This window comes from Streptomyces sp. TRM64462, assembly GCF_013362995.1.
GTDB lineage: Bacteria > Actinomycetota > Actinomycetes > Streptomycetales > Streptomycetaceae > Streptomyces.
Genome location: NZ_JABWDV010000445.1, coordinates 23,708 through 50,134 on the forward strand (window position 1 = coordinate 23,708; position 26,427 = coordinate 50,134).

The 26,427-nt window shown below is 70.6% G+C and carries 26 protein-coding genes and 1 pseudogene; 15 read left to right on the forward strand and 12 right to left on the reverse strand.

Annotation, left to right across the window (positions count from 1 at the left end; genetic code table 11):
• Positions 1-23: 23 nt before the first annotated feature.
• The 7 genes from ccsB to hemL all read right to left on the reverse strand — a co-directional run bounded on the left by ccsB (position 24) and on the right by hemL (position 7,914).
• Entirely contained in the window at positions 24-1,130 is a 1,107-nt protein-coding gene (ccsB, locus tag HTZ82_RS28550; RefSeq protein ID WP_175412270.1) for a c-type cytochrome biogenesis protein CcsB, read from the reverse strand.
• Positions 1,127-2,983 (reverse strand): cytochrome c biogenesis protein ResB, encoded by a 1,857-nt coding sequence (locus tag HTZ82_RS28555; protein ID WP_175412271.1) that lies wholly within the window; start codon positions 2,981-2,983, stop codon positions 1,127-1,129. Before HTZ82_RS28555 ends, ccsB begins: the two co-directional genes overlap by 4 nt.
• Before the next feature lie 7 nt (positions 2,984-2,990).
• Positions 2,991-3,734, reverse strand: a complete 744-nt coding sequence (locus HTZ82_RS28560; RefSeq protein WP_175412272.1) for a cytochrome c biogenesis CcdA family protein — start codon at positions 3,732-3,734, stop codon at positions 2,991-2,993.
• 3 nt (positions 3,735-3,737) lie between these two features.
• A complete protein-coding gene (locus tag HTZ82_RS28565) occupies positions 3,738-4,355 on the reverse strand; it encodes a TlpA disulfide reductase family protein (protein WP_175412273.1) in 618 nt (205 codons plus the stop codon).
• A gap of 118 nt (positions 4,356-4,473) precedes the next feature.
• Positions 4,474-5,739 carry a hypothetical protein gene (locus tag HTZ82_RS28570; protein WP_175412274.1) on the reverse strand — a complete coding sequence of 422 codons (1,266 nt, stop codon included), beginning with the start codon at positions 5,737-5,739 and terminating at the stop codon, positions 4,474-4,476.
• 148 nt (positions 5,740-5,887) lie between these two features.
• Positions 5,888-6,589: a histidine phosphatase family protein gene (locus HTZ82_RS28575; protein ID WP_175412305.1), complete on the reverse strand. Its 702-nt coding sequence runs from the start codon at positions 6,587-6,589 to the stop codon at positions 5,888-5,890.
• 5 nt (positions 6,590-6,594) lie between these two features.
• Positions 6,595-7,914: a glutamate-1-semialdehyde 2,1-aminomutase gene (hemL, locus tag HTZ82_RS28580; RefSeq protein WP_175412275.1), complete on the reverse strand. Its 1,320-nt coding sequence runs from the start codon at positions 7,912-7,914 to the stop codon at positions 6,595-6,597.
• 334 nt (positions 7,915-8,248) lie between these two features.
• On the opposite strand from hemL, the gene HTZ82_RS28585 reads away from it, so the two are divergent.
• Genes HTZ82_RS28585 through HTZ82_RS28595 form a run of 3 tightly spaced genes read left to right on the forward strand, consistent with a single transcriptional unit; the run spans position 8,249 to position 10,297 of the window.
• A complete protein-coding gene (locus HTZ82_RS28585; protein ID WP_175412276.1) occupies positions 8,249-8,839 on the forward strand; it encodes a hypothetical protein in 591 nt (196 codons plus the stop codon).
• The gene (locus HTZ82_RS28590) at positions 8,836-9,522 is read left to right on the forward strand and encodes a GNAT family N-acetyltransferase (protein WP_309235746.1); all 687 of its coding nucleotides are present in this window, start codon (positions 8,836-8,838) and stop codon (positions 9,520-9,522) included. The genes HTZ82_RS28585 and HTZ82_RS28590 overlap by 4 nt, the downstream gene beginning before the upstream one ends.
• Before the next feature lie 37 nt (positions 9,523-9,559).
• Entirely contained in the window at positions 9,560-10,297 is a 738-nt protein-coding gene (locus HTZ82_RS28595) for a Mut7-C RNAse domain-containing protein (protein WP_175412277.1), read from the forward strand.
• Positions 10,298-10,361: 64 nt separating this feature from the next.
• Here HTZ82_RS28595 and HTZ82_RS28600 read toward each other — a convergent pair whose 3' ends face one another.
• Complete coding sequence (locus tag HTZ82_RS28600; protein WP_175412278.1) at positions 10,362-10,850, reverse strand: hypothetical protein; 489 nt, start codon at positions 10,848-10,850, stop codon at positions 10,362-10,364.
• A 140-nt stretch (positions 10,851-10,990) separates the two neighbouring features.
• On the opposite strand from HTZ82_RS28600, the gene HTZ82_RS28605 reads away from it, so the two are divergent.
• Positions 10,991-11,755, forward strand: a complete 765-nt coding sequence (locus HTZ82_RS28605) for an SDR family NAD(P)-dependent oxidoreductase (RefSeq protein ID WP_175412279.1) — start codon at positions 10,991-10,993, stop codon at positions 11,753-11,755.
• Between the two features lie 141 nt (positions 11,756-11,896).
• A pseudogene (locus HTZ82_RS28610) lies at positions 11,897-12,739 on the forward strand (hypothetical protein).
• Between the two features lie 50 nt (positions 12,740-12,789).
• Here HTZ82_RS28610 and HTZ82_RS28615 read toward each other — a convergent pair.
• Positions 12,790-13,983, reverse strand: a complete 1,194-nt coding sequence (locus tag HTZ82_RS28615) for an RtcB family protein (RefSeq protein ID WP_175412307.1) — start codon at positions 13,981-13,983, stop codon at positions 12,790-12,792.
• A gap of 174 nt (positions 13,984-14,157) precedes the next feature.
• On the opposite strand from HTZ82_RS28615, the gene HTZ82_RS28620 reads away from it, so the two are divergent.
• The 3 genes from HTZ82_RS28620 to HTZ82_RS28630 all read left to right on the forward strand — a co-directional run bounded on the left by HTZ82_RS28620 (position 14,158) and on the right by HTZ82_RS28630 (position 17,511).
• Complete coding sequence (locus HTZ82_RS28620; protein WP_175412280.1) at positions 14,158-15,078, forward strand: DUF3558 domain-containing protein; 921 nt, start codon at positions 14,158-14,160, stop codon at positions 15,076-15,078.
• A 118-nt stretch (positions 15,079-15,196) separates the two neighbouring features.
• Complete coding sequence (locus HTZ82_RS28625) at positions 15,197-15,943, forward strand: DUF3558 family protein (RefSeq protein WP_175412281.1); 747 nt, start codon at positions 15,197-15,199, stop codon at positions 15,941-15,943.
• A gap of 149 nt (positions 15,944-16,092) precedes the next feature.
• A complete protein-coding gene (locus tag HTZ82_RS28630; protein ID WP_375540870.1) occupies positions 16,093-17,511 on the forward strand; it encodes a DUF2637 domain-containing protein in 1,419 nt (472 codons plus the stop codon).
• Positions 17,512-17,629: 118 nt separating this feature from the next.
• Here the strand turns inward: HTZ82_RS28630 and lysS are convergent, their stop codons facing one another.
• Entirely contained in the window at positions 17,630-19,396 is a 1,767-nt protein-coding gene (lysS, locus tag HTZ82_RS28635) for a lysine--tRNA ligase (RefSeq protein ID WP_175412283.1), read from the reverse strand.
• A 208-nt stretch (positions 19,397-19,604) separates the two neighbouring features.
• Between lysS and argS the strand changes: the two genes are divergently transcribed.
• Positions 19,605-21,398 (forward strand): arginine--tRNA ligase, encoded by a 1,794-nt coding sequence (gene argS, locus HTZ82_RS28640; RefSeq protein WP_175412284.1) that lies wholly within the window; start codon positions 19,605-19,607, stop codon positions 21,396-21,398.
• 139 nt (positions 21,399-21,537) lie between these two features.
• Here argS and HTZ82_RS28645 read toward each other — a convergent pair whose 3' ends face one another.
• Positions 21,538-21,807, reverse strand: coding sequence for a DUF1876 domain-containing protein (locus HTZ82_RS28645; protein WP_175412285.1), 270 nt, complete (start codon positions 21,805-21,807; stop codon positions 21,538-21,540).
• 156 nt (positions 21,808-21,963) lie between these two features.
• Between HTZ82_RS28645 and HTZ82_RS28650 the strand changes: the two genes are divergently transcribed.
• Both HTZ82_RS28650 and HTZ82_RS28655 read left to right on the forward strand, forming a co-directional pair.
• The gene (locus HTZ82_RS28650) at positions 21,964-22,746 is read left to right on the forward strand and encodes an ATP nucleotide 3'-pyrophosphokinase (RefSeq protein ID WP_175412286.1); all 783 of its coding nucleotides are present in this window, start codon (positions 21,964-21,966) and stop codon (positions 22,744-22,746) included.
• Between the two features lie 93 nt (positions 22,747-22,839).
• Positions 22,840-23,388: an SRPBCC family protein gene (locus HTZ82_RS28655; protein ID WP_175412287.1), complete on the forward strand. Its 549-nt coding sequence runs from the start codon at positions 22,840-22,842 to the stop codon at positions 23,386-23,388.
• Here the strand turns inward: HTZ82_RS28655 and HTZ82_RS28660 are convergent.
• Positions 23,325-23,789, reverse strand: coding sequence for an ATP-binding protein (locus HTZ82_RS28660; RefSeq protein ID WP_175412288.1), 465 nt, complete (start codon positions 23,787-23,789; stop codon positions 23,325-23,327). The two genes, HTZ82_RS28655 and HTZ82_RS28660, sit on opposite strands and share 64 nt — an antisense overlap.
• A gap of 152 nt (positions 23,790-23,941) precedes the next feature.
• On the opposite strand from HTZ82_RS28660, the gene HTZ82_RS28665 reads away from it, so the two are divergent.
• From HTZ82_RS28665 to HTZ82_RS28680, 4 genes are all read left to right on the forward strand, one after another.
• Positions 23,942-24,727 (forward strand): helix-turn-helix transcriptional regulator, encoded by a 786-nt coding sequence (locus HTZ82_RS28665; RefSeq protein ID WP_309235747.1) that lies wholly within the window; start codon positions 23,942-23,944, stop codon positions 24,725-24,727.
• Positions 24,724-24,963, forward strand: a complete 240-nt coding sequence (locus HTZ82_RS28670) for a DUF397 domain-containing protein (protein WP_175412290.1) — start codon at positions 24,724-24,726, stop codon at positions 24,961-24,963. The genes HTZ82_RS28665 and HTZ82_RS28670 overlap by 4 nt, the downstream gene beginning before the upstream one ends.
• Positions 24,964-24,992: 29 nt before the next feature.
• Entirely contained in the window at positions 24,993-25,709 is a 717-nt protein-coding gene (locus tag HTZ82_RS28675) for a DUF4253 domain-containing protein (protein ID WP_175412291.1), read from the forward strand.
• A gap of 104 nt (positions 25,710-25,813) precedes the next feature.
• On the forward strand, positions 25,814-26,365 hold the full coding sequence (locus HTZ82_RS28680; RefSeq protein ID WP_175412292.1) for a hypothetical protein: 552 nt from the start codon (positions 25,814-25,816) through the stop codon (positions 26,363-26,365).
• Positions 26,366-26,427 lie beyond the last annotated feature (62 nt).

Sequence of the window (26,427 nt, forward strand, 5' to 3'; positions counted from 1 at the left end):
CGGGCGGCGGCCCGGGCCGTGGGTCAGTCGACGCCCGCGTACGAGTGGAGCCCGTCGACCCAGATGTTCACGCCGTAGTAGTTGAACAGCCAGCACGCGAACGCGACCAGCGCCAGGTAGGCGGCCTTGCGGCCCTTCCAGCCGACCGTGGCCCTGGCGTGCAGGTAGCACGCGTACGCGACCCAGGTGATGAAGGACCAGACCTCCTTGGGGTCCCAGCCCCAGTAGCGGCCCCAGGCGTCGCCCGCCCAGATGGCGCCCGCGATGATCGTGAACGTCCACAGCGGGAACACGGCCGCGTTGACGCGGTACGCGAGCTTGTCGAAGGACGCCGCGGACGGCAGCCGCTCCATCACGGACCGCGCGAAGGCGCCCGGCTTCTCGCCGCGCTCGACCTTCACCTCGTACGCGTCGCGGAACAGGTACAGCAGCGTGGCCACGGCGCCGATGTAGAAGACGGCGCCGCAGAAGATCGCCGTGGAGACATGGATCCACAGCCAGTACGAGTCCAGGGCGGGGACGAGCTGGTCGCTCTCGGTGTACAGCCACTTCGTGGCGATGCCCAGGTCCAGCAGGACGGTCGTGACGAGGGGCAGGCCGAGCCAGCGGATGCTCTTCTTGGCGAGGAGGAAGCCGAGGTACGCGCCGGTCGCGACGGTCGAGAACGTCAGCGAGAACTCGTACATGTTGCCCCACGGCGCCCGCTGCACCGACAGGGCGCGGGCCACGACACCGGCGGCCTCCAGCAGGAACGCCAGTGTCGTGAGCGATACGGCGATCCGCCCGTACAGGTCGCCCTGCTCGTCGCCGCCGGCCGCGCCGGGCCCGTCCGGGACGTCCCGGGCTGCGGTGGCGGAGCGGGTGACGACCTCCGGCCTGTCGGCGACCTCCGGCTTGTCGAGCACGGCGGTACCGCCGCCCGCGGTGCGGACCTGCACGGCGGGCGCGGGCGCCGCGGCCTTCCGCGCCGCGGTGAGGGCGGCGGCGGTGCGGCCGACCTTGCTGCGGCTGCCGAGCACCCACTCGGCGATGTGCGCCAGGAACGCCAGCGTGTACACGGCCATCGCCGAGTAGACGAGGACGTTGCTGATCTGCGCCAGATTCTCGTTCGTCGCGGCGGCGATGGTCACTGTGTTGCCCCTTGGCTTGCTTCGTGCGACGTCTCTCCGTCGGACCTACTGCTGGGGGTCCGGGGGTCGTCCCCCGGAGAAGCACAGCACTTCTCAGCCCCTTCGGCAGGAACAGCGGGAACAGCCTGTTCAGTATCGGGATCCGGCTCCGGATCGTTCCTCGGCGGCGCGCTCGGCGCCACGGAATGGAGCGCGGCCGCGAGCCCGGCCAGCTCCTCGGGGAGCTTCGGGGACTCGCTCCGCCCCAGCCCCGCCATCTCGACGACGGTCACGCCGTCCGCACCCTCCACGGCCCGGACCCAGATCCGGCGCCGCTGCACGAACAGCGACCCGACCAGGCCGAGCAGCGCGGCCACGGCACCGCCCAGGGCCCAGCCGTTGCCGGGCTGCTGGGAGATCTGGAAGCTCGCCCACTCCTTGATCTCCTTCTCGAAGGTGATCGACCCGGCGCCGTCCGGCAGCGTCATGGTCTCGCCGGGCAGCAGCGTCTTCTTGAAGATCTCGCCGTTCGCGTCCTCGTACGGCTTCATCTTGCTGGTGTCGAGCTGGTAGACGTTCTGCGGCACACCGCTGTCGACGCGCAGGTCGCCGTGGTAGGCGGACAGGTTCAGCGCCGGGAAGACGAGCCCCGGGAACTGCGAGAACATCTCGCCCTGGCCCTTGCCCGCGAACGTCGGGACGAAGAACGCGGGGAAGCCGAGCTGCTCCTTCTCGCCCTTCGCGTTGCGGTAGCCGTCCATCACCTTGATGACGCCCTGCGAGCTGACGTTGGCGTCGGTGGGCAGCAGCGGTACGGCCTCTTTGAAGACGACCTTGCCGCGGGCGTCGCGAACGGTGACGACGGGGGCGTACCCGTGCTGGATCAGGTAGACCTTGGCGTCCCCGACCTTCAGCGGCTCGTTGACGCGGATGACGGCCTTCTTGTCGGGGCCGCCGGCCTCGGCGTACGTCACGTCGGCTTCGAAGGTGCGGGGTGTACCGCGCTGCGGGCCGCTCGTCTCGTACGTACCGGTGAACTGCTTCAGCTCGAAACTGAACGGCTCCAGGTCGTGCGTGCTGAACATCGTGCCGGAGCGGAAGTCGTCGTACTGGATGAGGGTGTTGGAGAACCCGTCGCCCTCGACGACCAGCTTGCCGCCCTCGGACCTGTAGAGCTGGCCCCAGGCGAACGCCACGAGCATCACGATCAGCGCGACGTGGAAGAGGAGGTTGCCTGCCTCGCGCAGATAGCCCTTCTCGGCGGCCACGGCGTCGCCCGCCGTGTGCGTGCGGAAGCGGTGCTTGCGCAGCAGCCGCAGGGCGGCCTCGCGCGCCTCGTCGGGCGACGCGGTGGTGCGCCAGGTCGTGTACGCGGGGAGGCGTGTGAGCCGCTTGGGCGCGCCCGGCGGGCGGCTGCGCAGCTGGCCGGTGAACTGCCAGGTGCGCGGCAGGATGCAGCCGATGAGCGAGACGAACAGCAGGATGTAGACGGCCGAGAACCACACCGAGCTGTAGACGTCGAAGAGCTGGAGCTTCTCGTAGATCGGCGCCAGCGTGGTGTGGGCCTTCTTGAAGGCCTCCACCTTGGTCGCGTCCACGCCGTTCTGCGGGATGAGCGAGCCGGGGACGGCGCCGAGGGAGAGCAGGAAGAGCAGGATCAGCGCGACGCGCATGGACGTCAGCTGCCGCCAGAACCAGCGGATCCAGCCGACGAACCCGAGGGAGGGGAGGGTGACGGTGCCGTCGTCGTCCTGACGGGGCGCGGTGGACAGCCGCTGCTCAGCCTGTTCAGCCTGCTCGGGCTGTTCGGCCCGCTCAGCCTGCTCGCGCTGTTCGGGCTGTTCGGTCTGTTCGGTCTGTTCGGTGTTGCTCATGGTGACCTCAGATCCCCACCTCGAAGCCGGCGGACCAGCTCTGCATCTCCTGCACCATGACGTCCCACGCTCCGGTGAGCAGGAGCAGCCCGGTGGCGATCATCATGCCGCCGCCGACGCGCATGACCCAGGCGTAGTGCCGCTTGACCCACCCGAACGCCCCGAGCGCCTTGCGGAACGCCACGGCGGCCAGGATGAACGGCAGGCCGAGCCCGAGGCAGTACACGAAGGTCAGCAGCGCGCCGCGCCCCGCGCTGGCCTCGTTGGCGGCCAGCGCGGTGACGGACGCCAGCGTGGGTCCGATGCACGGGGTCCAGCCGATGCCGAACAGGGCGCCGAGCACGGGCGCGCCGACGAGCCCGGTGGACGGCCGCTTGTGGAAGCGGAACTCGCGCTGCGTGAACCAGGGCATGAGCCCCATGAAGAACACACCCATGACGATCATCAGCACGCCGAGGACCGTGGTGAGGATCTCCCGGTGCTGCTGAAGCGTCCAGCCGAAGAACCCGAAGAGCGCGCCGCCCGAGACGAAGACGGCCGAGAAGCCGAGCACGAAGAGCGAGGCACCCGCGACCATCCGGCCCCGCCGCGCCTCGGCCAGGTCGGTGCCGGTGACCCCGGTGACGTACGAGAGGTAGCCGGGGACGAGGGGCAGCACGCACGGCGAGAAGAAGGAGATCAGGCCCGCGAGCAGGGCGATGGGGAGGGCCAGCAGGAGCGCGCCGCCGGCGACCGTCTCGTTCAGGGACATCGGCTACTGCCCCGAGGCCTTCTCGTCGAGTACCGGCTGGATCATTTCGCGGAGCTGCTTCTCGTCGACCGCCTTCAGGGAGCGGGCGGCGATCTTGCCGTCGCGGTCGAGGACGATGGTCGACGGGATGCCCTGGGGCAGGAGGGTGCCCTTGGGGAAGCCGTTGAGGACGAGCTTGCCGTACGGGTCGTACAGGCTGGGGTACGTGATCCCGAAGTCCTGCTCGAAGGCGAGGGCCTTGGTCTTCTGCGGGTCCCGGGTGTTGATGCCGACGAACTCCACGCCCTTGGGCTTCAGCTCCTCCGACACCTTCTTGAAGTGCGGCGCCTCGGCACGGCAGGGCGCGCACCACGAGCCCCACACGTTGAGGACGACGACCTTGCCCTTGAGGTCGGCGACGTCGAGCTTCTCGCCGTCCAGAGTCTCGCCCGAGAGGCCCTTCGGGCCGGTGCGCTCACCCTTGGCGACGGTGTCGATGCCGCCGGTGTTGGTGACGAAGTTGGTGTTCCCGCCACCGCCGGACTTGCCTGTGGAGTCGTCGCTGCACGCCGTGAGCGTGAGCGCGGCCGCCATGGCACCGGCGGTGAGCAGGAACCCTCGGGGGGCGCGGCTGAGGCTCATGTGAAAAGTTTCGCATGCGCCTTTGGGGGATCTTGGGCACCCCCCTGAGTGCCCGAAAGGCCCATGGAAGCCCGTTGTGAAGCGGACCTAAGTGCGGACCTGAGTAAGGCCGCCCGGCCTAAGCGAGGTACGCCTTCCAGCCACCCGCCGGGGATTCTCCCACGGGCAGGCCGCGCAGCTTCTCCAGGATCTTGGGGTCCTGCACGTCGAGCCAGTCGACGAACTGCCGGAACGACACGAGCCGTACGTCCTTCTTGCCGGCCATCCCCTTGAGCGCCTCTTCGACGGCGTCCATGTAAATGCCGCCGTTCCACTGCTCGAAGTGGTTTCCGATGAAGAACGGCGCGCGGTTCGTCTCGTACGCGCGGTTGAATCCGGCGAGATACGCCTCGGTGGCCTGCTTGCGCCAGCCGGGATAGCGCGAGGGAACACCCTGGGTGGTGTTCTTGGACTGGTTGGCGAGGATGTTGTAGTCCATCGAGAGGACCTCGAAGGAGTGGCCGGGGAACGGGATGGCCTGGAGGGGCAGGTCCCAGACGCCCTGGCGCCTGGCGGGCCACACCTGGCGGCCGCCCGGCGAGGACGCGTCGTAGCGCCAGCCGAGTTTCCTGGCCGTCGGCAGCAGATTGTCCTGGCCGAGCAGGCAGGGCGTGCGGCCGCCGACGAGTTCCTTGCGGTAGTCGAAAGGCAGCGGGTCGAGATCGGTCCAGCCGCTGTGCGTCTTCCATTCGGTGACGAACTTCACCGCCTGGTCTATCTCACTGCGCCACTGTTCGGGCGTCCAATTCCCGACGGATCCGGAGCCGCCGCAGAAATGACCGTTGAAGTGCGTGCCGATCTCGTGGCCTTCGAGCCAGGCGCGGCGGACGTTCTTGAGGGTGTCCTTGATGTGTTCGTCGGTGAGGTAACCGATGTCGGACGCGCCGGGGCGGTTGTTCGGCGGGCGGTAGAGCGTCTTCTTCGACTCGGGGAGCAGATAGATCCCGGAGAGGAAGAAGGTCATGGCCGCGCCGTGGTCCTTGGCGAGGTCGAGGAAGCGCGGGAAGAGGCCGTTCCCGACCTCGCCCGCCCCGTCCCAGGAGAAGATCACGAACTGCGGCGGAGTCTGTCCTGCCTCCAGGGGGACGGGGCGTTCGGGCTGGTGGGGCTGCTTTCCGGTGTCGGAGGTGGAGCCGTCGCCTATGAGGCGGCCCTGCGGCTTCCCGTTCGGTTCCTTGCCCCCGCCGCCGCTTCCGTTGTTCCCGCTGTTCCCGCCGTTCGCGCTGTTCCCGCCGTTCCCGTTGTTCCCGTTGTTTTCGCCGACGAGGCCGCAGCCCGTCACCCCGACCGCGGTCGCGGTCCCAACTCCCGCTCCCAGCAATGCCCTTCGACTGATCCCGCGCATATCGTTCCCCATCCGCGCTTGCGTTTGCCGGACAAAAGTCCGAGTCGGCATACGCAGAGATGGCGGAAAAGGAGCGGGGGTTCCCGCGGTGACACAACGGTTACGGGACGGGGATCCGGGGGCGGAACCAGCCCCCAGACCTCCCCAACTACGCGCCGAAAGCCTTCGACTTCCCCTTCACCGGCTTCGCACCGGCCAGCAGATGCGCCGGAACGAGATCGCGGGCCGGTTCGCTGTACCCCACAGAGACGATCTTGTCGCCGTGGTACGTGAACGTGGTCAGCGACGCGAGCGTGCACTGCCGCCGCCGCGGGTCGTGCCACAGCCTGCGCCGCTCGATGAAGCTCCGCACGATCCAGATCGGCAGCTGGTGGCTCACGCACACCGCCTCGTGCCCGCGCGCCGCGTCACGCGCCGCGTTCAGGGCGCCCATCATCCGTACGACCTGGTCGATGTACGGCTCGCCCCACGACGGCCGGAACGGGTTGGTCAGGTGCCGCCAGTTCCCGGGCTTGCGCAGCGCGCCGTCGCCGACGCCGAACGTCTTGCCCTCGAAGACGTTGGCGGCCTCGATCAGCCGCTCGTCCGTGGCCGGATCCAGACCGTGCGTCTTGGCGATCGGCGCCGCCGTCTCCTGGGCCCGCTCCAGCGGCGACGCCACGACGTACGTGACGTCCCGGCCCGCCAGGTGCTCCGCGACCCGGTCGGCCATCTGCCGGCCCAGCTCGGACAGGTGGTAGCCGGCCCGGCGCCCGTACAGGATCCCGTCCGGGTTGTGCACCTCGCCGTGCCGCATCAGATGGACGATGGTGACGTCCTCGCCCGTGCCGGTGTCGCCCGTGCCGCTCATGCCGCTCATGCCGCGGCCTCCGGTGTCGCCTCCGCCGCCGCGCGCGCCGCGACCGGCAGCGCGGCCGCGATCCGCTCGACCGCGCGCTCGTCGTGCGCCGTCGACACGAACCACGACTCGAACGCCGACGGCGGCAGGTAGACGCCCTCCGCCAGCATCGCGTGGAAGAACGCCGTGAACCGGAACGACTCCTGGCCCTTCGCGTCCTCGTAGTCCCGCACCTCACGGTCCGTGAAGAACACCGAGAACATGTTGGACGCCGTCTGCAGCCGGTGCGCGACACCCTCCTTGGCCAGCGCGTCCGTCACAAGGCCCTGGATCTCCGCCGACACCGCGTCGACCTTCTCGTACGCGCCGTCGTCCAGCAGCCGCAGCTGCGCGAGCCCCGCCGCCGTGGCGATCGGGTTACCGGACAGCGTGCCCGCCTGGTAGACCGGGCCGGCCGGCGCCAGGTGCGCCATGACGTCGGCGCGGCCGCCGAACGCCGCCGCCGGGAAGCCGCCGCCCATGACCTTGCCGAACGTCAGCAGATCGGGCGTCACCCCGTCGACCCCGTACCAGCCGGCCTTCGACGTGCGGAACCCCGTCATGACCTCGTCGGAGATGTACAGGGCGCCGTTCTTCGCGCAGGCGTCCTTCAGACCCTGGTTGAAGCCGGGCCGCGGCGGCACCACGCCCATGTTGCCGGGCGACGCCTCCGTGATCACACAGGCGATCTCGCCCGGGTGGCGGTGGAACGCCTCCTGGACCGCCTCCAGGTCGTTGTACGGCAGCACGATCGTGTCGCCCGCCTGCGCGCCCGTGACACCGGGCGTGTCGGGCAGCCCGAACGTCGCGACACCGGAGCCCGCCGCCGCCAGCAGCGCGTCGACGTGCCCGTGGTAGCAGCCCGCGAACTTGATCACCTTGGCGCGGCCGGTGAAACCCCTGGCCAGGCGGATCGCCGACATGGTCGCCTCGGTGCCGCTCGACACGAGCCGTACCTGCTCGACCGGCGCGACGCGCGCCACGATCTCCTCCGCGAGCGCCACCTCGCCCTCACCCGGCGTACCGAACGACGTACCGCGCGCCACGGCCTCCTGCACGGCGGCGATCACCTCGGGGTGGGCGTGCCCGAGGATCATCGGCCCCCACGAGCACACGAGGTCGACGTACTCGCGCCCGTCCGCGTCCGTGAGGTACGGCCCCGTACCGGACACCATGAACCGGGGCGTGCCGCCGACGGCGCGGAAGGCCCGGACGGGAGAGTTCACGCCGCCGGGCGTCACCTGGGACGCGCGGTCGAAGAGCGACTGTGAGACTGGGGCTTCGTATGAATACGACACTTGGGTCCTGACCTGCGAGAACGAGTGGACGATCGACTAACCGCGGGCACAGACGGCCCACGCCCTTGCTTTCGCATGACGCCGTGCTTCACGATCTGCTTCATGATCTTGCTTCAGCGGAGGTTTCCGGACCTTGTTTTCGGCAAGGCGCCAGTCCTCCGCGTCTGCGAAACTGGGGCGTCATAGGGAGAGCTCACGGAAACCATGGTGTCAGAGGCCCGGACGTTGTTGCGGAACAGGTGTTTCACCACACGCTCGCGGGGGAGGTCAACTGACACGATGATCGGGTTGCGCGGCGGGGGCCGTGATACCCAGCAAGCAGTCGGGTGGAGATATGCATCGCGGTGGCGGACGGGGCGAGGGGACCGGCGATCTGGGGCCCGAGCGTGCCCGGCGGGGAAGGCACCGGCGAGAACGGGACAACGGTCCCGTGGAGGGCGAGCCCATGGGAGCTGATCCCCTGGAGAACAGGGGCGGCGGCCGGGGCATGGGCGTCACGTACAAATACTTCGGCGCACCCAACGGCGCCACCGCCGCGCGCGTGCCGATCTCGATGCGCCCCGAGGAACTCGGGGGCGACGAGCTGGGCATGGGCGGCATGTTCACCAAGATCAAGCCGGAGACCATAGCCGCCATGGTCCTCACCGGCCTCCAGGGCATGCCCCTGCACAAGGTCCCCCCGCTGGAACTGGTCGTGCTCCACCCCGACTACGCCGTGGTCAAGCTCCCGATGACGGTCGTCGACCCGCTGCGCGGCGTCGGCGAGGAGTCGGTGGGCGCGGCCGCGTTCATCTGGTCCACGGTCCCCGACCGCGGGGGCCCGCGCGACGCGTTCAACGTGTACCAGCTCCTCCACGAGTGGCAGGACTTCTCCGTACGACTCCACGAGGCGGGCCACCAGCCGTACTGCCTGGTCTGGCCGTGACGCGGCAGGACACCGTCCCGGCGGGCCCCGCTGTGCGGCTCGACGCCTGGTCGCCCCTGGACTACGACCTGCTGCGGGCCGCCAACGTCCCCGCGATGACCGTGCACCTCGGCGGCCCCGAGACCCCCGCGCGGCTCGCCGACCGGCACCGGCGGTACACGGCGATGAGCGCCGGCCGCCCCGAGGCGGGCCGCATGTACCGGATCCTGCTGCCGCCGGGCGACGTACCGGTCGGCACGGTCGGCTTCTGGGAGCTGACCTGGGACGGCGAGCCGGTGTACGAGACCGGGTGGAGCGTCCTGCCCCCGTACCAGGGCCGCGGCGTGGCGACGGCGGCCACGCTCGCGCTGATCGACCGGATCCGCGCGGTACGCACCGAGCAGAGCCCCCGCCACCTGCACGCCTTCCCGTCCGTCGAGAACGCCGCGTCCAACGGCGTGTGCCGCAGGGCCGGCTTCACGCTGCGCGGCGTACGCCTCTTCGAGTACCCGCCCGGCCACCTGGCCCGCAGTCACGACTGGCGCTTCGACCTCACGCCCGCACCGAACGGCCAGGCCCGGGACGGCCAGGCCCCGGACGGCCAGGCCCCGGATGTCCGGGCCCCGGACGGCCGGGCCCAGGACGGGCAGGACCCCGACCGGCAGGACCCGGGGGACGACCGGGCCCCCGCCCCGCCGAAATGATCTGGCCCGGCTCACGCCCCGGTGGCATCCTGGCGGCGTGAACGGACCGGAGATCCACATACGCTTCGCGCCCGCCCTCGGCCTGTTCGTGCCCGCCGCGCGCCGCGCGGGCCGCACGCCGCTCACCACCGACGGCGCGTCCACGCTCGGCCATGTCGTCGAGTCGCTGGGCGTGCCGCTCACCGAGGTCGGCGCCCTCCTCGTGGGCGGCCACCCGGTCACGCCCGCGCACGTCCCCGCCGACGGCGAGGAGGTCGAGGTACGGGGCGTCGAACGCCCCCAGCGGGTGCCGGGCGCCCCGCTCCGATTCCTGCTGGACGTCCACCTGGGCACGCTGGCGCGGCGGCTGCGGCTGCTGGGCGTGGACGCGGCGTACGAGAGCGAGGACATCGGCGACGCCGCGCTGGCCGCCCAGTCGGCGCGGGAGCGGCGCGTGATGCTGTCGCGCGACCGGGGGCTGCTGCGCCGCCGCGAGCTGTGGGCGGGCGCGTACGTGTACAGCCACCGGCCGGACGACCAGCTCCGGGACGTGCTCGAGCGGTTCGCCCCGCGGCTCGCGCCGTGGACGCGCTGCACGGCCTGCAACGGGGAGCTGACACAGGCCCACAAGGACGAGGTGCGCGAGCACCTGGAACAGGGCACGCAGCGGACGTACGACGTGTTCGCGCGCTGCACGGCCTGCGGGCGCGTCTACTGGCGCGGCGCCCACCACGCCCGCCTGGAGACCATCGTCCAGAACGCCCTGCGCGACTTCGGCGGCGACGCGGCGGCGTGACCGCCCCGGCCGTCAGGCGCGGCCGTCAGGCGCGGCCGTCAGGCGCGGCCGTCAGGCGCGGCCGTCAGAACACGTACGGGTCACCGGTGGCCGGCACGAGAACGCGATGGTCGTTGTTCTGCGGGTTCTTGTCCGTCGCGCCGCCGTTCCAGGCGGTGTCGACGTGGAGGGTCACCTCGTGCGGCGTGCCCACGGTCCGCAGCTCCAGGGCCTTCTCGCGCCGGGTCCCGTCGGAGGGCAGGGCGCCCGTCGAGCACAGCACGACGCGGTCGCCGCCCCACACGCAGTCCGGGGGCAGCTTGCCGGGAACGACCGGCACCGAGAAGGCCAGCCGGACCGTCGCCTCCTCCAGCGACGACGGCCCGCTGTTCCGGCTCAGTACGAGAACGTCGAGCCGGCCTTCCGAGAGGGACGCGAACCCGTGATACGCCACATCCGCCTCAGGCGCGACAGGCGCGGGCGCGGCGCCCGCCACGCCACCACCGACGCCCGGGCCCACCACGGTCGCCGCCGCCAGGGAAACCGCCAGAGCGGCCTTGCGCAGAGCAAACATGTCCCGAAGATACCGATTTCATACCGCCCCCGACGCAGCCACGCGGCCGAGCGGCCCGGCGTTCCCCCATTCCGCCGCGTCACCGCCGCCGACCTATGCTGACAACGCCTCACCCGACCACTTGTACGAGGAGCCCCGCCATGACCGCCGCCGCCCTCCCCGTCGCCGTCGTCACCGGAGCCAGCAGCGGCATCGGCGCGGCCACCGCACGCCGCCTCGCGGAGGCCGGCCACCACGTGATCCTCACGGCCCGCCGCAAGGACCGCGTCGAGACCCTGGCCGCCGAGCTCACCGCGGCCGGCCACCAGGCCACGGCCCACCCCCTGGACGTCACCGACCGCGCGGCGGTCGACGCCTTCGCCGCGGGGCTCGCCCGCTGCGACGTCCTGGTCAACAACGCGGGCGGCGCACTCGGCGCCGACCCCGTCGCCACCGGCGACCCCGAGGAGTGGCGCCGCATGTACGAGGTCAACGTCCTCGGCACCCTCCACATGACCCAGGCCCTGCTCCCCGCCCTCACGGCGAGCGGCGCGGGCACGGTCGTCGTGATCTCCTCCACGGCGGCCCACTCCACCTACGAGGGCGGCGCCGGCTACGTCGCCGCCAAGCACGGCGCCCACGTCCTGGCCGAGACCCTCCGCCTGGAGATCGTCGGCACCCCGGTCCGCGTCATCGAGATCGCCCCCGGCATGGTCAGGACGGAGGAGTTCGCGACCACCCGCTTCCACGGCGACACGGAGAAGGCCGCGAAGGTCTACGAGGGCGTGGCCGACCCCCTGACGGCCGACGACGTCGCCGACACGGTCACCTGGGCGGTCACCCGCCCACCCCACGTCAACATCGACCTCCTGGTCGTCCGCCCCCGAGCCCAGGCCTCCAACACCAAGATCCACCGCGAACGCTGATCCAATCGGGTGAACACACCCCATCGTCCGTACGACACCCGAACCTTCGCCCTACGCTCGCGCACAACCACAAAGAAGCAGCCTGTGGCCGGGATAGCCGTCCCGACCACAGGCCTCACCACAGGAAGCAGAGACCTTCCCATGGCTGAACGCGAGCCTAACGGGCCCTTCATGGACCTCGAAAACCCCGACTACGCGTACATGTTCGGCTTCATACAGGCCGACGGGCACCTGGGCTAAGGGGCGGGCCGGAAGGGCCGCCTGACGGTTGAGATCAACGCGCGGGACCTCCACATACTGGAGGAGTTCCAGCGCCTCACGCCGTACTACACGTCCATCACAGAGCGCACGCGCCAGACCAACTTCAGCGGTTCCCACCACTCCGCCACATGGAGCCTGTGCTCCCTGGAGGCCCGAACGCGACTGAACAAGCTGGGCCTGCCCTACGGCAAGAAGTCAGTCAAGATCACGCCGCCCCGTGTGCCGTTCTCACGCCCGGACTACCTACGCGGCGTGATCGATGCGGATGGCTCGGTCGGCTACACCGAACAGGGCTTCCCATTTGTCTCCCTGACCACGGCGAGTACGGCGGTGGGAGCCTACCTCTGCCACTACGCGAAGAAGGTGACGGGTGCACAGCGCACCATCAAGCGCAACGCCCGCGACAGCATCTACAACATCCTCTACACAAAGGAAGCAGCGCAGGAGCTGAGTGCGCACCTCTACTACCCCGGCTGCCTGAGCCTGGAGCGCAAACGCACAGCGGCCGCGACGCTCTCCGACTGGGTGCGCCCTGCGGACATGAAGATCGCACCACCCCGGCGCCGATGGAAGGCGTGGGAGGACCGAGTCCTGCTCAAGCTCGACAGCCCCGCTGCCTCCGCTGAGGAACTCGGGCGTACAGAGCAGAGCTGCAGCCTTCGCCTGTGGCGCCTGAAGACCGGGCGGGTGCCCATGCCGCCCGAGGAGAACGCCGTCGGCTGACAGCCGGCACTGGGCCCCCGGAGCATCGGCTCCGGGGGCCCAGTGCTGTCTCAGCCCTTCACACAGATGAACTGCTTGAGCTTCGCGACGACCTCTACCAGGTCCCGCTGCTGAGCCATCACCTGATCGATCTGCTTGTAGGCGGCCGGAATCTCGTCGAGGACGCCAGAGTCCTTACGGCACTCCACACCACGCGTCTGCTCCTCCAGGTCCCGGACCGTGAAGCGCCGCTTCGCCGCGTTCCGGCTCATCCGCCGGCCCGCTCCGTGCGAGGCCGAGTTGAACGCCTTCTCGTTCCCGAGGCCCTTCACGATGTACGAGCTGGTGCCCATGGACCCCGGGATGATCCCGAAATCGCCGCTGCCCGCGCGGATCGCGCCCTTCCTGGTGACCAACAGATCCATGCCGTCGTAACGCTCCTCCGCCACGTAGTTGTGGTGGCAGGAGATCTCCTGGTCGAAGGTCACCTTGGCCTTCTTGAACTCCTTGCTGATCACGCCCTTGAGCAGCGCCATCATGATCGCGCGGTTGTGCTTCGCATACTCCTGCGCCCAGTACAGATCGTTCCTGTAGGCAGCCATCTCCGGAGTGTCCGCCACGAAGACCGCCAGGTCACGGTCGACCAGATCCTGGTTGTGGGGCAGCTTCTGAGCAACGCCGATGTGATGCTCGGCCAGTTCCTTGCCGATGTTGCGGGAGCCGGAGTGCAGCATCAACCAGACCGAATCCGACTGATCGAGACAAACCTCGATCATATGATTTCCCGATCCGAGCGTTCCCATCTGCTTCGTGGCCCGTTCCTGACGGAACTTGACCGCCTCCGCGACCCCGTCGAACCGTGCCCACAGGTCGTCGAAGCCCGTCAGCGAGAAGCCGTGGAAGCGGCTCGGGTCCACCGCCTCGTCGTGCATCCCGCGGCCGACCGGGATCGCCTGCTCGATCCTCGAGCGGAGCCCGGACAGGTCGCCCGGCAGGTCATTGGCCGTCAGGGACGTCTTGACGGCGGACATCCCGCAGCCGATGTCGACCCCGACCGCCGCCGGACAGACCGCGCCGCGCATGGCGATGACCGAACCGACCGTCGCGCCCTTGCCGTAATGGACGTCCGGCATGACCGCGAGGCCCTTGATCCACGGCAGTGTCGTGACGTTGCGGAGCTGCTGCATCGCGCCGTCCTCCACCGTCGTGGGGTCGGTCCACATCCGGATCGGGACCTTCGCCCCGGGTACTTCTACGTACGACATACTTCCTCGATCCCCCACCAAAAGACTGAAAGCGCAAAAACCGGTGCCAGCATCCGCAAAGGCCGCAGCGGAACGGCAGCGACGGCTGCGCGTGCGATACACATTGTGTTCACCGGCCGACGACGACCGGCAAGCTGTTTTCACCGTGACCGTCAGGGAAAGGAGCCCGGGACCGTGCAGCGAAGGGCGTACGCACCCGGCCTGGCCGCGCTTCTCGCGGCGCTCGCCGTCGTCACCGGGCTCGGCGGATGCAGTGCGGGTGCGGGAACGGACGGCGCGGACGCCGACGCCAAGTCCGGTACCACCACCGGCCCGGTCGCGGCCCCCGGCAGGTACCGCACCCTGTACGAGCCGTGCGGCTCCGTCAGCGCGTCGCTTCTCCAGGAGCTTCTGCCCGGCGTGGCCGATCTGCCGGCCGAGCAGCGCGAGCGCGTCCTGCGCGGCACCGCCGCCGTCTCGTACGACACCGACCGGCGTGCCGGGTGCAGTTGGAAGGCGGACGGGGTGGACGCCGTGCACCACCTCACGCTCGACTTCGAGCGGGTGGTGTCGTACGACCCGACGGTCAGCGACGACAGCAGGGCGCAGGAGGTGTTCGAGCGCAAGGAGACGGCTGCTGGGCTCCCCGCCCGTACGCCGGAGCCCGGCAGCGCGTCGCCTTCCGGCGCGTCCGCTCCCGGCGCGTCCGCTCCCGGTGCCTCCGCTTCCGGTGGCTCGCCCTCCGGTTCCTCCGCCGCGACGCCCCCGGCCGGCGGCCAGCAGGCGCAGACCGGCACGCCGAGCCCGGGCGCCTCGGGCTCCCCCGCCGCCCCTCCGGCCTCGCCCGACGCGTCCGTCTCCGCGACCCCCGACGGCCTCCAGCCCCGCGTCCTGGACGACCTCGCCGACGCGGCGTTCATCGACGACGTCCTCGCCCCGGCCGGCCCGGCCGCCCAGCAGCGCACCGTCAGCGTGGTGTTCCGCACATCGAACGTCATCGTGACCGTGCGGTACGCGGCCCAGCCCGCCCGTGTCGGTGAGGTTCCGGACAGTGAGGAACTGCAGGACAGGGCCCGCGCGCTGGCCCGCAGCCTGGCCGACCGGTTCGACGACTGACCGCCGCCGGGCTTCCCGTACGGGCTCCGCCGCCGGTCCGAGTCGGGCTAACGTGGCCGGGCCGGACCGCTGCCCGGACGTGTGACAACACGCGACAGAGCGACTGACTGAAGGAACCATGCACCGATCAGCCCCGCGCCTCACCCGCATACTCGCCTGCGCCGCCGTCCCGGCGCTGCTCGTCGTCACCGGCTGCTCGTCGGACGACTCCGGCGGCGGCTCCGCGGGCTCCGGCGGCGGCAAGGCCGCGGAGTCGTCCGCGGCCGCCTCGGCCGCGCCGTCGAAGCCCGCCGCGCCGAAGCCGACCGTCGCACCCGCGAAGTACGCGAAGCTGCCGGACGCCTGCAAGGCCGTCACGGTGAAGACGCTGGAGGAACTGATCCCGGAGCTGAAGCAGAAGGGCGGCGTGCCGGGCAAGACCTCCGACCTGGCCAGCCGTGGGAGCTGCTCCTGGAACGCCCTTGAGGACAAGGGCACGAAGGGCTCGAACTACCGCTGGCTCGACGTCTCGCTGCTGCGCTTCGACTCGGAGCAGACGCTCGGCAGCGGTGAGGAGCGGGCGCAGCAGAAGTACATGGAGAAGGTCGCCGAGGTGAAGGCGACCGAGGGCGCGACGGACATCCGTACGTCGCCCGCCGCGGGCGTCGGCAACGAGTCGACGGCCATCAGCTACGCCCTGAAGAAGACGGGCGAGACCTTCCGCTACGCGGTGATCGTGGCCCGTACGGAGAACGCGCTGATCACCGTCTCCTACAACGGCACCGGCTACGCGGGCGCCGAGCCGCCGGCCGCCGCCGACATGATGGAGGGCACGGTGAAGGCCGTGAAGGAGACCGTCAAGGCCGTCGCTGACGCCAACAAGTAGCCGCCGCAGCGGCCTTCGCCCGCGGCTCGGGGGTCTCGTGTGGAGCTTCCGGCCTCCCCCCGGGGGCCGGTATCCGTACGCGTGTGCCAGGCTGTGCCCCGCGAGAGGGATATCGCGTCAGAGATATCGACGTCGGGAGGGGACCGCGGGTGGCCGCGATGCAGCTGACACGGATGCACCGCGTTTTGATCGGTGTCGTCGTCGCCGGTGCTTTGGTCATCGCCGGGATCGGCTTCGCGGGGTCGTACGCCGCGGTGCGGGAGCTCGCCGAGAAGAAAGGATTCGGCGACTTCTCCCTGGTCTTCCCCATCGGCATCGACGCGGGCATCTGTGTGCTGCTCGCTCTGGACCTGCTGCTGACGTGGATGCGGATCCCGTTCCCGCTGCTGCGCCAGACGGCGTGGCTGCTGACGGCCGCGACCATCGCGTTCAACGGCGCTGCGGCGTGGCCGGATCCGCTCGGTGTGGGCATGCACGCGGTGATTCCCGTGCTGTTCGTCGTCGCCGTGGAGGCGGCCCGGCACGCGGTGGGCCGGATCGCGGACATCACGGCCGACAAGCACATGGAGGGCGTACGGCTGACGCGGTGGCTGCTGTCGCCGGTGCCGACGTTCCGGCTGTGGCGGCGGATGAAGCTGTGGGAGCTGCGCTCGTACGAGCAGGTGATCAAGCTGGAGCAGGACCGGCTGATCTACCAGGCGCGGCTCCAGGCCCGCTTCGGGCGCGCGTGGCGGCGCAAGGCGCCGGTGGAGGCGCTGATGCCGCTGCGTCTCGCGCGGTACGGGGTGCCGCTCGCCGAGACGGCACCGGCGGGGCTTGCGGCGGCGGGCATCGAGCCGGTGCTGCTGCCGCCGAACCCGACGGCGGTGCTGGTCAAGGAGGAGCCGGAGGCCCCGGCGGTGGCCGCTGTGGCCGTCCCGGCCGCGGCACAGGCACCGGAACTCCCGCAGACGGCGACCCCGGACCAGCCCCGGCAGCAGCCCGAGCACACGCCCCAGCCCCAGGCCCAGCCCCAGGCCCAGCAGCCGCAGCCGCAGCCGCAGCCGCAGCAGGCCGCACCCCCGGAAGCCGCCGTACCGCAGCAGGGCCCGGCGCAGCACGCGCAGGCCCCGCAGCCCCAGCAGCAGCCGGCGTACGAGCACCCCGCCCAGAACCAGCACCAGTCGGCCCCCGAGCCTGAGCCCGAGTACCCGGTGCCGCCCACGCACGTGAGCCCCTGGTTCGCCGCGCCCAAGCTGCCGAACGACGCCGCGTACGCGGGCACCTACGACCCGGCGGCGTACCCGCAGGACCCGGAGGCCCCGGAGACCCCGGAGCAGGCCGAGGCCCAGGCGCAGGCCCAGGCGCAGGCGCAGGCCGAGGCGGACGAGTTCGCCCGCATCGCGTACGACGTGTTCCGCACGTACGTCGGTGAGCACGGCGACTGGCCGAGCGCGGACGTCCTCGACATACACCTCGCCGACACGCACGGCATCCAGCACCCGCGCAGCGCCGCGCTTCTGCGCCGCCTCCTGCCCGACTTCAAGAACCGCTACCAGGCGGAGCTGGAGGCCGAACACATCGCGTAGCGCCCAGCCCGCATCTCTCCTCAAGCGCCGGAGGGGCTCGAATTGAGCCCCTCCGGCGCTTGAGGAGCGGGGGTTCGGGGGCGGAGCCCCCGATTCGGGAAGGGGCGGGGTAGGGGGCTCAGGCGCCGAGCAGCTTGCGCACCCGGTCCGCGCCGACGGCGAGAAGCAGCGTGGGCAGGCGCGGCCCCGTGTCGCGGCTGACGAGCAGCCGGTACAGCAGGGCGAAGAAGGTGCGCTGGGCGACCTTCAGCTCGGGCGTCGGCTTGGCCTCCGGGTCCAGTCCTGCCATCACCTTCGGGACGCCGTAGACGAGCGTGGTGAGCCCGTCCAGCGACCAGTGGCTGTCCAGGCCTTCCAGGAGGAGCCGCAGCGATTCGCGGCCCTCGTCGTCCAGCGAGGCGAGGAGCTCGGTGTCGGGCTCGTCGCGCACGATCGTGCGGGCCTCGGCCGGGACCTGGGTGGTGATCCAGTTCTCGGCGCGGTCCAGCCGGGGGCGGACCTCGTCGAGGGAGGTCAGCGGATTGGCCGGGTCGAGGTCGCTGAGGATCCGGAGCGTCTGCTCGTCGTGTCCGGCCGTGATGTCGGCGACCGAGGCGAGCGTGCGGTACGGCAGCGGGCGCGGCGTGCGGGGCAGCTCGCCGGCCGCGGTGCGGACGGCCCGGGAGTGGGCGGCGGCGTCGGCGGGCAGGGCCGTGCCGTCGGCGACCTTGGCCTCCAGCTTGTCCCACTCGTCGTACAGCCGCTGGATCTCCTGGTCGAAGGCGACCTTGAAGGACTGGTTCGGCCTGCGGCGGGCGTAGAGCCAGCGCAGCAGCGGCGCCTCCATGATCTTCAGGGCGTCGGCCGGGGTGGGCACGCCGCCCTTCGACGAGGACATCTTGGCCATGCCGGAGATGCCGACGAAGGCGTACATGGGGCCGATGGGCTGGACGCCGTCGAAGATCTCGCGGACGATCTGGCCGCCGACGACGAACGACGAGCCGGGCGAGGAGTGGTCGACGCCGCTGGGCTCGAAGATGACGCCCTCGTACGCCCAGCGCATCGGCCAGTCGACCTTCCACACGAGCTTGCCGCGGTTGAAGTCGCGCAGGTGGACGGTCTCGGAGTGGCCGCACACGCAGGTGTAGGTCAGCTCGGTGGTCTCGTCGTCGTACGCGGTGACCGTGGTGAGGTCGCGCTCGCAGCGGCCGCAGTAGGGCTTGTACGGGAAGTAGCCGGCGGCGCCGCCGGAGCCGTCGTCCTCGCTGGCGGCGCCGGAGCCCTCGGCGGCCTCCAGCTCGGCCTCGTCGACCGGCTTCTGCTGCTTCTGCTGCTGCGGCTTCTGGCCCTTGCCCTTGGGCTGGCCGGTGGCCTTGTCCTTGGTGCGGTAGCGGTCGAGGATCGCGTCGATGTCGTGCCGGTGCGTCATCGCGTGCAGGATCTGCTCGCGGTAGGCGCCCGACGTGTACATCTCGGTCTGGCTGATGCCGTCGAACTCGACGCCCAGCTCCGCGAGGGACGCGATCATGTCGGCCTTGAAGTGCTCCGCCCAGTTCGCGTGCGGGGAGCCCGCGGGGGCGGGCACGGAGGTGAGGGGCTTGCCGATGTGGTCGGCCCAGGAGCCGTCGACGCCCGGGACGCCGGCCGGGACCTTACGGTAGCGGTCGTAGTCGTCCCAGGAGATCAGGTGGCGGACCTCGTGCCCGCGGCGCCGGATCTCGTCGGCGACGAGGTGCGGGGTCATGACCTCGCGGAGGTTGCCCATGTGGATCGGGCCGGACGGCGACAGGCCGGAGGCGACGACGACCGGTTTGCCAGGCGCACGTCGCTCCGACTCGGCGATGACCTCGTCCGCGAAACGGGAGACCCAGTCGGTCTCGGTGCTGCTCTGAGCCACGATCGGCACGTCCTTGATGTCTCTGATACGGGTTTCGAAGGGTTGGTGCGGGGGGTTGCCCTCCGCCATTCTCCCAGACGGAACAGAGACCCCGGAGGTTGTCCACAGGTGTAGGCGGACGGTGTACGGCGGAGCGAAAAGGTGTTGCCGGGCCATGGGAGACTTGACAACCGAACCAGCTCACCCGAAAACACCCACTCCACAGGAACGGAAGCTCATGGCCTCGGTCCCTTCTCTCGCTTCGACCGTGCAGCAGCGCCTCGCGGACGCCCTTTCGGCAGCCCTGCCGGAGGCCGGCTCCGCCGACCCGCTGCTGCGACGCAGCGACCGGGCCGATTTCCAGGCCAACGGCATCCTGGCGCTCGCGAAGAAGCTCAAGGGCAACCCGCGCGAGCTGGCGACGAAGGTCGTGGAGGCGCTCCCGGCCGGTGACGACGCGCTGCTGAAGGACGTCGAGGTCTCGGGCCCCGGCTTCCTGAACATCACCGTCGGCGACCGGGCGATCACCGAGACGCTGGCGGCCCGCGCCGCCGACGAGCGGCTCGGCGTGCCGTACGCGGCGAAGCCGGGCACGACGGTGATCGACTACGCCCAGCCGAACGTGGCGAAGGAGATGCACGTCGGGCATCTCCGGTCGGCCGTGATCGGTGACGCGATGGTGCGGATCCTGGAGTTCGCCGGCGAGAAGGTGGTCCGGCGCCACCACATCGGCGACTGGGGCACGCAGTTCGGCATGCTGATCCAGTACCTGATCGAGCACCCGCACGAGCTGGACCACAAGGCGGACGCGGGCGACACGGAGGCCTCCGGCGAGGAGGCCATGTCGAACCTGAACCGCCTCTACAAGGCGTCGCGGGCGCTGTTCGACGCGGACGAGGAGTTCAAGGCCCGGTCCCGGGACCGGGTGGTGCTGCTCCAGTCGGGCGACGACGAGACGCTGAAGATGTGGCAGCGGTTCGTGGACGAGTCGAAGATCTACTTCTACTCGGTCTTCGACAAGCTCGACATGGAGATCAACGACCCGGACGTGGTCGGTGAGTCCGGCTACAACGACATGCTGGACGAGACGTGCCGCCTCCTGGAGGAGTCCGGCGTCGCCGTCCGCTCCGAGGGCGCGCTGTGCGTGTTCTTCGACGACGTGAAGGGCCCGGACGGCAAGCCGGTCCCGCTGATCGTACGGAAGTCGAACGGCGGCTACGGCTACGCGGCGACGGACCTGTCCGCGATCCGCGACCGGGTCCAGAACCTCGGCGCGAACACCCTGCTGTACGTGGTGGACGCGCGGCAGTCGCTGCACTTCAAGATGGTCTTCGAGACGGCGCGGCGGGCCGGCTGGCTGGGCGACGGCGTGAAGGCGGTCCAGCTCGCGTTCGGCACGGTCCTGGGCAAGGACGGCAAGCCGTTCAAGACCCGTGAGGGCGAGACGGTCCGGCTGGTGGACCTGCTGGACGAGGCGATCGAGCGGGCGTCGGACGTCGTCCGGGAGAAGAACGCGGGCCTGCCGGAGGCCGAGCGGCTCACGGAGGACGAGATCGCGGAGCGCGGCGCCCAGGTGGGCATCGGCGCGATCAAGTACGCCGACCTGTCGACGTCCGCGTCCCGGGACTACAAGTTCGACCTGGACCAGATGGTGTCGCTGAACGGCGACACGTCGGTGTACCTCCAGTACGCGTACGCGCGGAACAGGTCGATCCTCCGCAAGTCCGGCGACGCGCGGCCGGTCGCGCACCCGGAGGTGGAGCTGGCCCCGGCGGAGCGCGCGCTGGGCCTGCACCTGGACCAGTTCGGCGAGACGCTGGCCGAGGTGGCGGAGTCGTACGAGCCGCACAAGCTGGCGGCGTACCTGTACCAGCTCGCGTCGCTGTACACGACGTTCTTCGCGGAGTGCCCGGTACTCAAGGCGCCCACGCCGGAGCAGGTCGAGAACCGGCTGTTCCTGTGCGACCTGACCGCGCGGACGCTGAGCCAGGGCATGGCGCTGCTGGGCATCCGGACGCCCGAACGCCTCTGACGGCGGCCGAGCGCCTCTGACGGCGGACGGCGGACGGCGGACGGCGGACGGCGGACGGCGGACGGCGGGCACAGCAAAGCCCTTGGGGGCGGCGTAGTCGACGACAACGCCGCCCCCTTCGCCTGTCCCGCGTCGCTCCTCAGATCAGCGGATGCGAGGGCTTCCCCTTCGCGTCGTCGATCTCGACGTGGGCCTTCTGCAGCAGCTGCGTGGCGATGTCCATGAGCGCGCGGGCCCCCGCGATCTCCTCACCGACCCGCAGCTGTTCCGCGTCGGAGGGATGGCGCTGGGCCTGCCCGTGCCCGCGCACCTCGGCGCCGTCAGTGAGCCGCACCAGGGCGGCGGCCTTCGTACGGTTGCCCTCCTCCTGGAACTCCATGTCGACGTGCCATCCGACGAGTGTGTGCATGGCGTTCACCTCCGGTGGTTCCCTTCCAGGGTGCTCCGCCCGCCGCCGTTCCGCTCCTCGTCACGTACGGTGACGGCGGCCGGGGATCGCATCCTCGACCGGCCCTCCGCTGTTCACTCTCCGAAACCACCACCCCGGAGAGACACGGAGAACCGGATGTCCCCTCAGCGGACCCTCCCGAGGACGCTCACCACCACGGCGCTCGCCACCGCGCTCGCCTCCGCACTGGCCGTGTGCGGTGCGACGACCGCGGCCCACGCGGACGGCGACAAGGACGGCTGGCAGCAGGACGGCCTGCACCTGAACGCCGCCGACAACGAGAAGGTCGACGCCTTCCTCGCCGACGCCCGCGAGGCCGAGCGCTCGATCAGCCCCCAGGTGCGGGCGGCGGCCTGGCTCACGGACGCGGAGCTGATCGGCTTCGACAGCCGCCTGAAGTCGCCCGATTCGCTGAAGCGCAAGGTCGCCACGTCCATGAAGGAGACCCCGGGCCAGAGCGTGGAGGCCGCGCTCGCCACGATGAACGACGCCGTCCGCTACACCCTCCAGTGGCCGGACGCCCACTACACGACCGGTGTGGTCGACGCGTCCGCCCACCTCTCCTCCTGGGGCAACGACAGCATCCGCTGGAAGAACACCTGGGGCAGGGCGAGCGGCTACAAGGGCCTCAACACCGCCTGGAAGGCACCGCGTTCCGGAATGCGCTTCGAGATCCAGTTCCACACGCCGGCCAGCAAGTGGGCGCAGGAGGAGACGCACAAGCTGTACGAGGAGCAGCGCCTGCCCAGCACGCCGCCGGAGCGGAAGAAGGAGCTCCAGGCGCAGCAGGACGCCATCTTCGCGGCCGTCCCCGTCCCGGACGGCGCGGACCGCCTCACGGCACCGGGGACGCCCGCCCCTCAGCCCGTACGGGCGGGCGGTGTCCGCTCGGCGCGGTGACGCGGCCGAAAGGCGACCCCGCGGGGACGTGACCCCGGCCACGTTCCCCGCAAGGGCGGCTCCCGTCCGGGCAAGCCGCCCTACGATCCCCTCATGCGCTACGCAGACGGCCCGACCGCGACCGCCGAGATCACCGTCGGCGCACCGCCCGCCCGCGTCTGGGAGCTCGTGACCGACATCGGCCTCCCAGCCCGCCGCAGCCCCGAACTCCAGCGCGTGACCTGGCTCGACGGAGCCAAGGCCCCCGCGCTGGGCGCCCGCTTCGAGGGCCACAACGAGCACCCGCAGCTCGGCGCCTGGCGCACGCACTCGTACGTGGTCGAACTGGCCGAGCACCGCGCCTTCGCCTGGGCGGTGACGGACCCGGACGACCGCTACGGCGCCGTGGAGCCGACCCCCGAGAACCCCCTGGCGACCTGGCGCTTCGACCTGTCCCCGGCCCCGGAACCCGCCGGCGGCACGCTCCTCCGCCAGACCGTCCGCCTCGGCCCGGCCCCCTCGGGCGTGACCCTGGTCATCGACCAGGACCCGGCCAACGAGGAGGCCATCGTGGCGTTCCGCCTGGACCAGCTCCGCACTCACATGGAGGCGACGCTCCAGGACATCAAATCGCTGGCGGAAGACGGGACCCCGACCGCCTGACGAGACGCGCCGAACTCGCACCACACCACGTGCCCCGGCTTCCGCTCCCGTACGCCCCAGGAGTCGGCCAACTCCTCTACGAGCGCCAGCCCATGCCCGATCTCCCACTCGGGCTCCTCGGCGAGCGGCCACCACCCGCCGCTGTCGTGCACCTCAAGCCGCAGCACCTGGTGGTGCGCCTCCCACGCGAGCCGCACCTTGTAGCCGCGCCCCGGCGGTACGGCGTGCACGATCGCGTTCGTCGCCAACTCGCTCACACAGAGCTGGACGTCCTCCACGCGCGCGTAGAGCCCCCACTCGGACAGTACGTCCCGCGTCAGCCGCCGCGCGTCGGAGACGGTACGCCGCGCCCGCTCGTAGAACCGGTCGCGGACCAGCCCGCATTCAGTCACGTGATTCACGGGACGAGAGTCACCGACCGTGACTTGGCTGCTGCACTGCGCGCACCCGTACAGATTTTTTGTACGGGTTGAGAGGGCGTGACGTACGTGTACGGGTGGGGAGTTGACCGGCTATGCACCCCAGGAAGCGGCAGCGGAAGAACGCGTCGGCCATGAAGCTCGTCGGCGCGCTGGTCGGACAGTTCCGAGAGGCGGCGGGCCTCACGCAGAAGGCCCTTGGCGACGCGGTGGGCGCGGGCGAGGAGACGATCGCGTCGATCGAACAGGGCAGGCGCACCCTGAAGCCGGACCTCGCGAAGGCACTGGACCGGCTCTTGGAGACGAAGGGAGCACTGGAGACGGCGGTGGCGAACATGCCGGAGATCGACCGGATCCCGGTGTGGGCGGAGCAGTACATGGACCTGGAGCGCGAGGCGATCGTCCTTGAGTTCTTCGCGAACCAGGTATTGCCGGGCCTGCTCCAGCCCAAGAGTTACGCGGAGGCGGTGTTCCGCAGCAGGGTCCCCGCTCTCTGTGAGGACGACATCGCGGCCATGGTGCAGGTCCGTTTGGAGCGCCAAGAGATCCTGCACCGCAAGACGCCGCCCATGATGAGCTTCATCCTCGCTGAGGCCATCGTCAGAGCGCCCCTGGGAGGCACGGAGGCGCACCGCGAGACCCTGCGGCACCTTCTGAAGTGCGCTGATCTCCCAGGGGTATCGATCCAGGTCATGCCAACCGACCGCGCCACGCACGCCGCGCTGGACGGGCCGTTCGTGCTCCTGGAGACCCCCGATTATCAGCACCTCGCGTATACGGAAACCCAACGAGGTAGCCAGCTCATCACCGACCCCGATGAGACCAGCATCCTTGCCCAAAGGTATGCGATGCTGCGGACGCAGGCTCTCAACCCCGAGGACACCAAGGGCCTGTTGGAGCAGCTGCTAGGAGAGCAATGAGCACCCCACTTGAGTGGTTCAAGTCCAGCTACAGCGGCAGCGATGGTGGCGAGTGCCTGGAAGTCGCCTACGACTGGCGCAAGTCCACGTACAGCACCGAGCAGGGCGGCGCCTGCGTCGAGATCGCCGCCCACCCCTCCGCCGTCCACATCCGCGACTCCAAGATGAACCCCAGCGGCCCGATACTCACGGTCGCGCCGACCGCCTGGGCGGCGTTCACCCGCACGCTGGGCTGATTGTCAGTGGCGGCCCGTAGCGTGGTCGCATGGTGATCAACCCGAACGCGCTCGGCCTGGACCTTCCGCCCGGCACCGTCCGCGTACAGCCGTCCTACTGGTACGCGAACGAGCCCGCCACGCACGACACCTGGTCCCGTCTCCTGCCCGCGCGGGAGGCGGCCGGGTTGCAGCCGGTGCTGCTCACCGAGACGCAGCACCTGAGCGCGAGCCAGAGAGGCGACGCGGACGACCGCGACGTCTCGGCGACGCTCGCCGAACTGTGGGCGTACGTCCAGGAGGACGAGGAGCCCGAGTACGGCGACGAGCCGTGGCCGGGCCTCGCAGCGCCGGGCGAGCCGACCGCCGACCCGGACGCGCAGGCGGCCGAGCTGGCGGCGGAACTGGCCACGGACGACAAGCACTTCAAGGGCGCGCACGCCGCGCTCGTCCCCGCCCGCCGCAGCGCGGACATCGTGACGGCGCTGGGCTGGGGCGGGGCGAGCAACCACACGGATGCCGTCCAGTTGGCCACGGTGCTGCGCTCGTGGGAGGACCGGTTCGGCATACGGGTCGTGGGCCTGGGCCCGGACTTCATGTCCGTGTCGGTCGCGGCACCGCCCCGCACGCGGGAGCACGCGCTGGCGGTCGCGGCGGAACACCACGCGTTCTGCCCCGACAACGTATGGCAGGGCGCCGGCTCCCTGGAGGAGTACGCGGCTGAGGCGGTGCTCGGCCAGACGGAGTGGTGGTTCTGGTGGGACTGAAGTAACCGCCATCTCATGTCATCCGGCTTCGGGGCCAGCGGCGTTAGAAGGGGTGGAGAGGCGCCACTCCACCCGTCGAGCACCGCACGACCGAGGAGCACTGGATGAAGAAGTACGTGCTGGCCGCGTCCGTGGCCGCCGCGCTGATGGCGGTGGCGCCGACCGTGGCCCACGCCGCCCCGTCGCCCACGCAGCACGCCGCCGTGGCGTCCCACACCGCCAAGACGAGCCCGATCCGCGTCGTCCAGCCCGGCGAGCGCGTCCAGCCCTGGGACGGCTGGGAGCTGTGGCTGACCGAGGAGGGCAAGCACTGGACCGAGCCGGACGGCATCGAGAACTTCCGCAGCGTCGTCGACGGCAACATCGACATGTCCCGCCCCGGCGTCAGCCTCCAGATGACCTCCGGGCCGGAAGGCGCGTACCACACCGGCATCTACTACGGCACGACCAAGGCGGCACGCGTGGTCGTGACCGACCACGAGGGAACGACGGCCACGGCCTCCCTCCTGAAGCTGCCCGGCAAGCCCGGCTGGGGCGTCTACTACGCCTACACCCCGCCCACCCAGGACGGGAGCCATCCCGATGTGACCGTCTCCGTCTACGACCGTAAGGGCAGGCTGCTCACCGAGCTGGTCCCGTTCGGCCAGGGCGGCTGAGCCGCAGCCACCACCGACAGGGCGGCGGGGGCCCCGCGTGGGGGACGGGGCCCCCGGCCGCC

Coding starts and splice junctions, on each gene's coding strand:
- HTZ82_RS28555 (WP_175412271.1), bottom strand. CDS start 2,983: ATGAGCAACACCGAACAGACCGAACAGACCGAACAGCCCGAACAGCGC.
- HTZ82_RS28560 (WP_175412272.1), bottom strand. CDS start 3,734: ATGTCCCTGAACGAGACGGTCGCCGGCGGCGCGCTCCTGCTGGCCCTC.
- HTZ82_RS28565 (WP_175412273.1), bottom strand. CDS start 4,355: ATGAGCCTCAGCCGCGCCCCCCGAGGGTTCCTGCTCACCGCCGGTGCC.
- HTZ82_RS28570 (WP_175412274.1), bottom strand. CDS start 5,739: ATGCGCGGGATCAGTCGAAGGGCATTGCTGGGAGCGGGAGTTGGGACC.
- HTZ82_RS28575 (WP_175412305.1), bottom strand. CDS start 6,589: ATGAGCGGCACGGGCGACACCGGCACGGGCGAGGACGTCACCATCGTC.
- HTZ82_RS28585 (WP_175412276.1), top strand. CDS start 8,249: ATGCATCGCGGTGGCGGACGGGGCGAGGGGACCGGCGATCTGGGGCCC.
- HTZ82_RS28600 (WP_175412278.1), bottom strand. CDS start 10,850: ATGTTTGCTCTGCGCAAGGCCGCTCTGGCGGTTTCCCTGGCGGCGGCG.
- HTZ82_RS28605 (WP_175412279.1), top strand. CDS start 10,991: ATGACCGCCGCCGCCCTCCCCGTCGCCGTCGTCACCGGAGCCAGCAGC.
- HTZ82_RS28615 (WP_175412307.1), bottom strand. CDS start 13,983: ATGTCGTACGTAGAAGTACCCGGGGCGAAGGTCCCGATCCGGATGTGG.
- HTZ82_RS28625 (WP_175412281.1), top strand. CDS start 15,197: ATGCACCGATCAGCCCCGCGCCTCACCCGCATACTCGCCTGCGCCGCC.
- argS (WP_175412284.1), top strand. CDS start 19,605: ATGGCCTCGGTCCCTTCTCTCGCTTCGACCGTGCAGCAGCGCCTCGCG.
- HTZ82_RS28645 (WP_175412285.1), bottom strand. CDS start 21,807: ATGCACACACTCGTCGGATGGCACGTCGACATGGAGTTCCAGGAGGAG.
- HTZ82_RS28650 (WP_175412286.1), top strand. CDS start 21,964: ATGTCCCCTCAGCGGACCCTCCCGAGGACGCTCACCACCACGGCGCTC.
- HTZ82_RS28655 (WP_175412287.1), top strand. CDS start 22,840: ATGCGCTACGCAGACGGCCCGACCGCGACCGCCGAGATCACCGTCGGC.
- HTZ82_RS28665 (WP_309235747.1), top strand. CDS start 23,942: ATGAAGCTCGTCGGCGCGCTGGTCGGACAGTTCCGAGAGGCGGCGGGC.
- HTZ82_RS28670 (WP_175412290.1), top strand. CDS start 24,724: ATGAGCACCCCACTTGAGTGGTTCAAGTCCAGCTACAGCGGCAGCGAT.
- HTZ82_RS28675 (WP_175412291.1), top strand. CDS start 24,993: ATGGTGATCAACCCGAACGCGCTCGGCCTGGACCTTCCGCCCGGCACC.
- HTZ82_RS28680 (WP_175412292.1), top strand. CDS start 25,814: ATGAAGAAGTACGTGCTGGCCGCGTCCGTGGCCGCCGCGCTGATGGCG.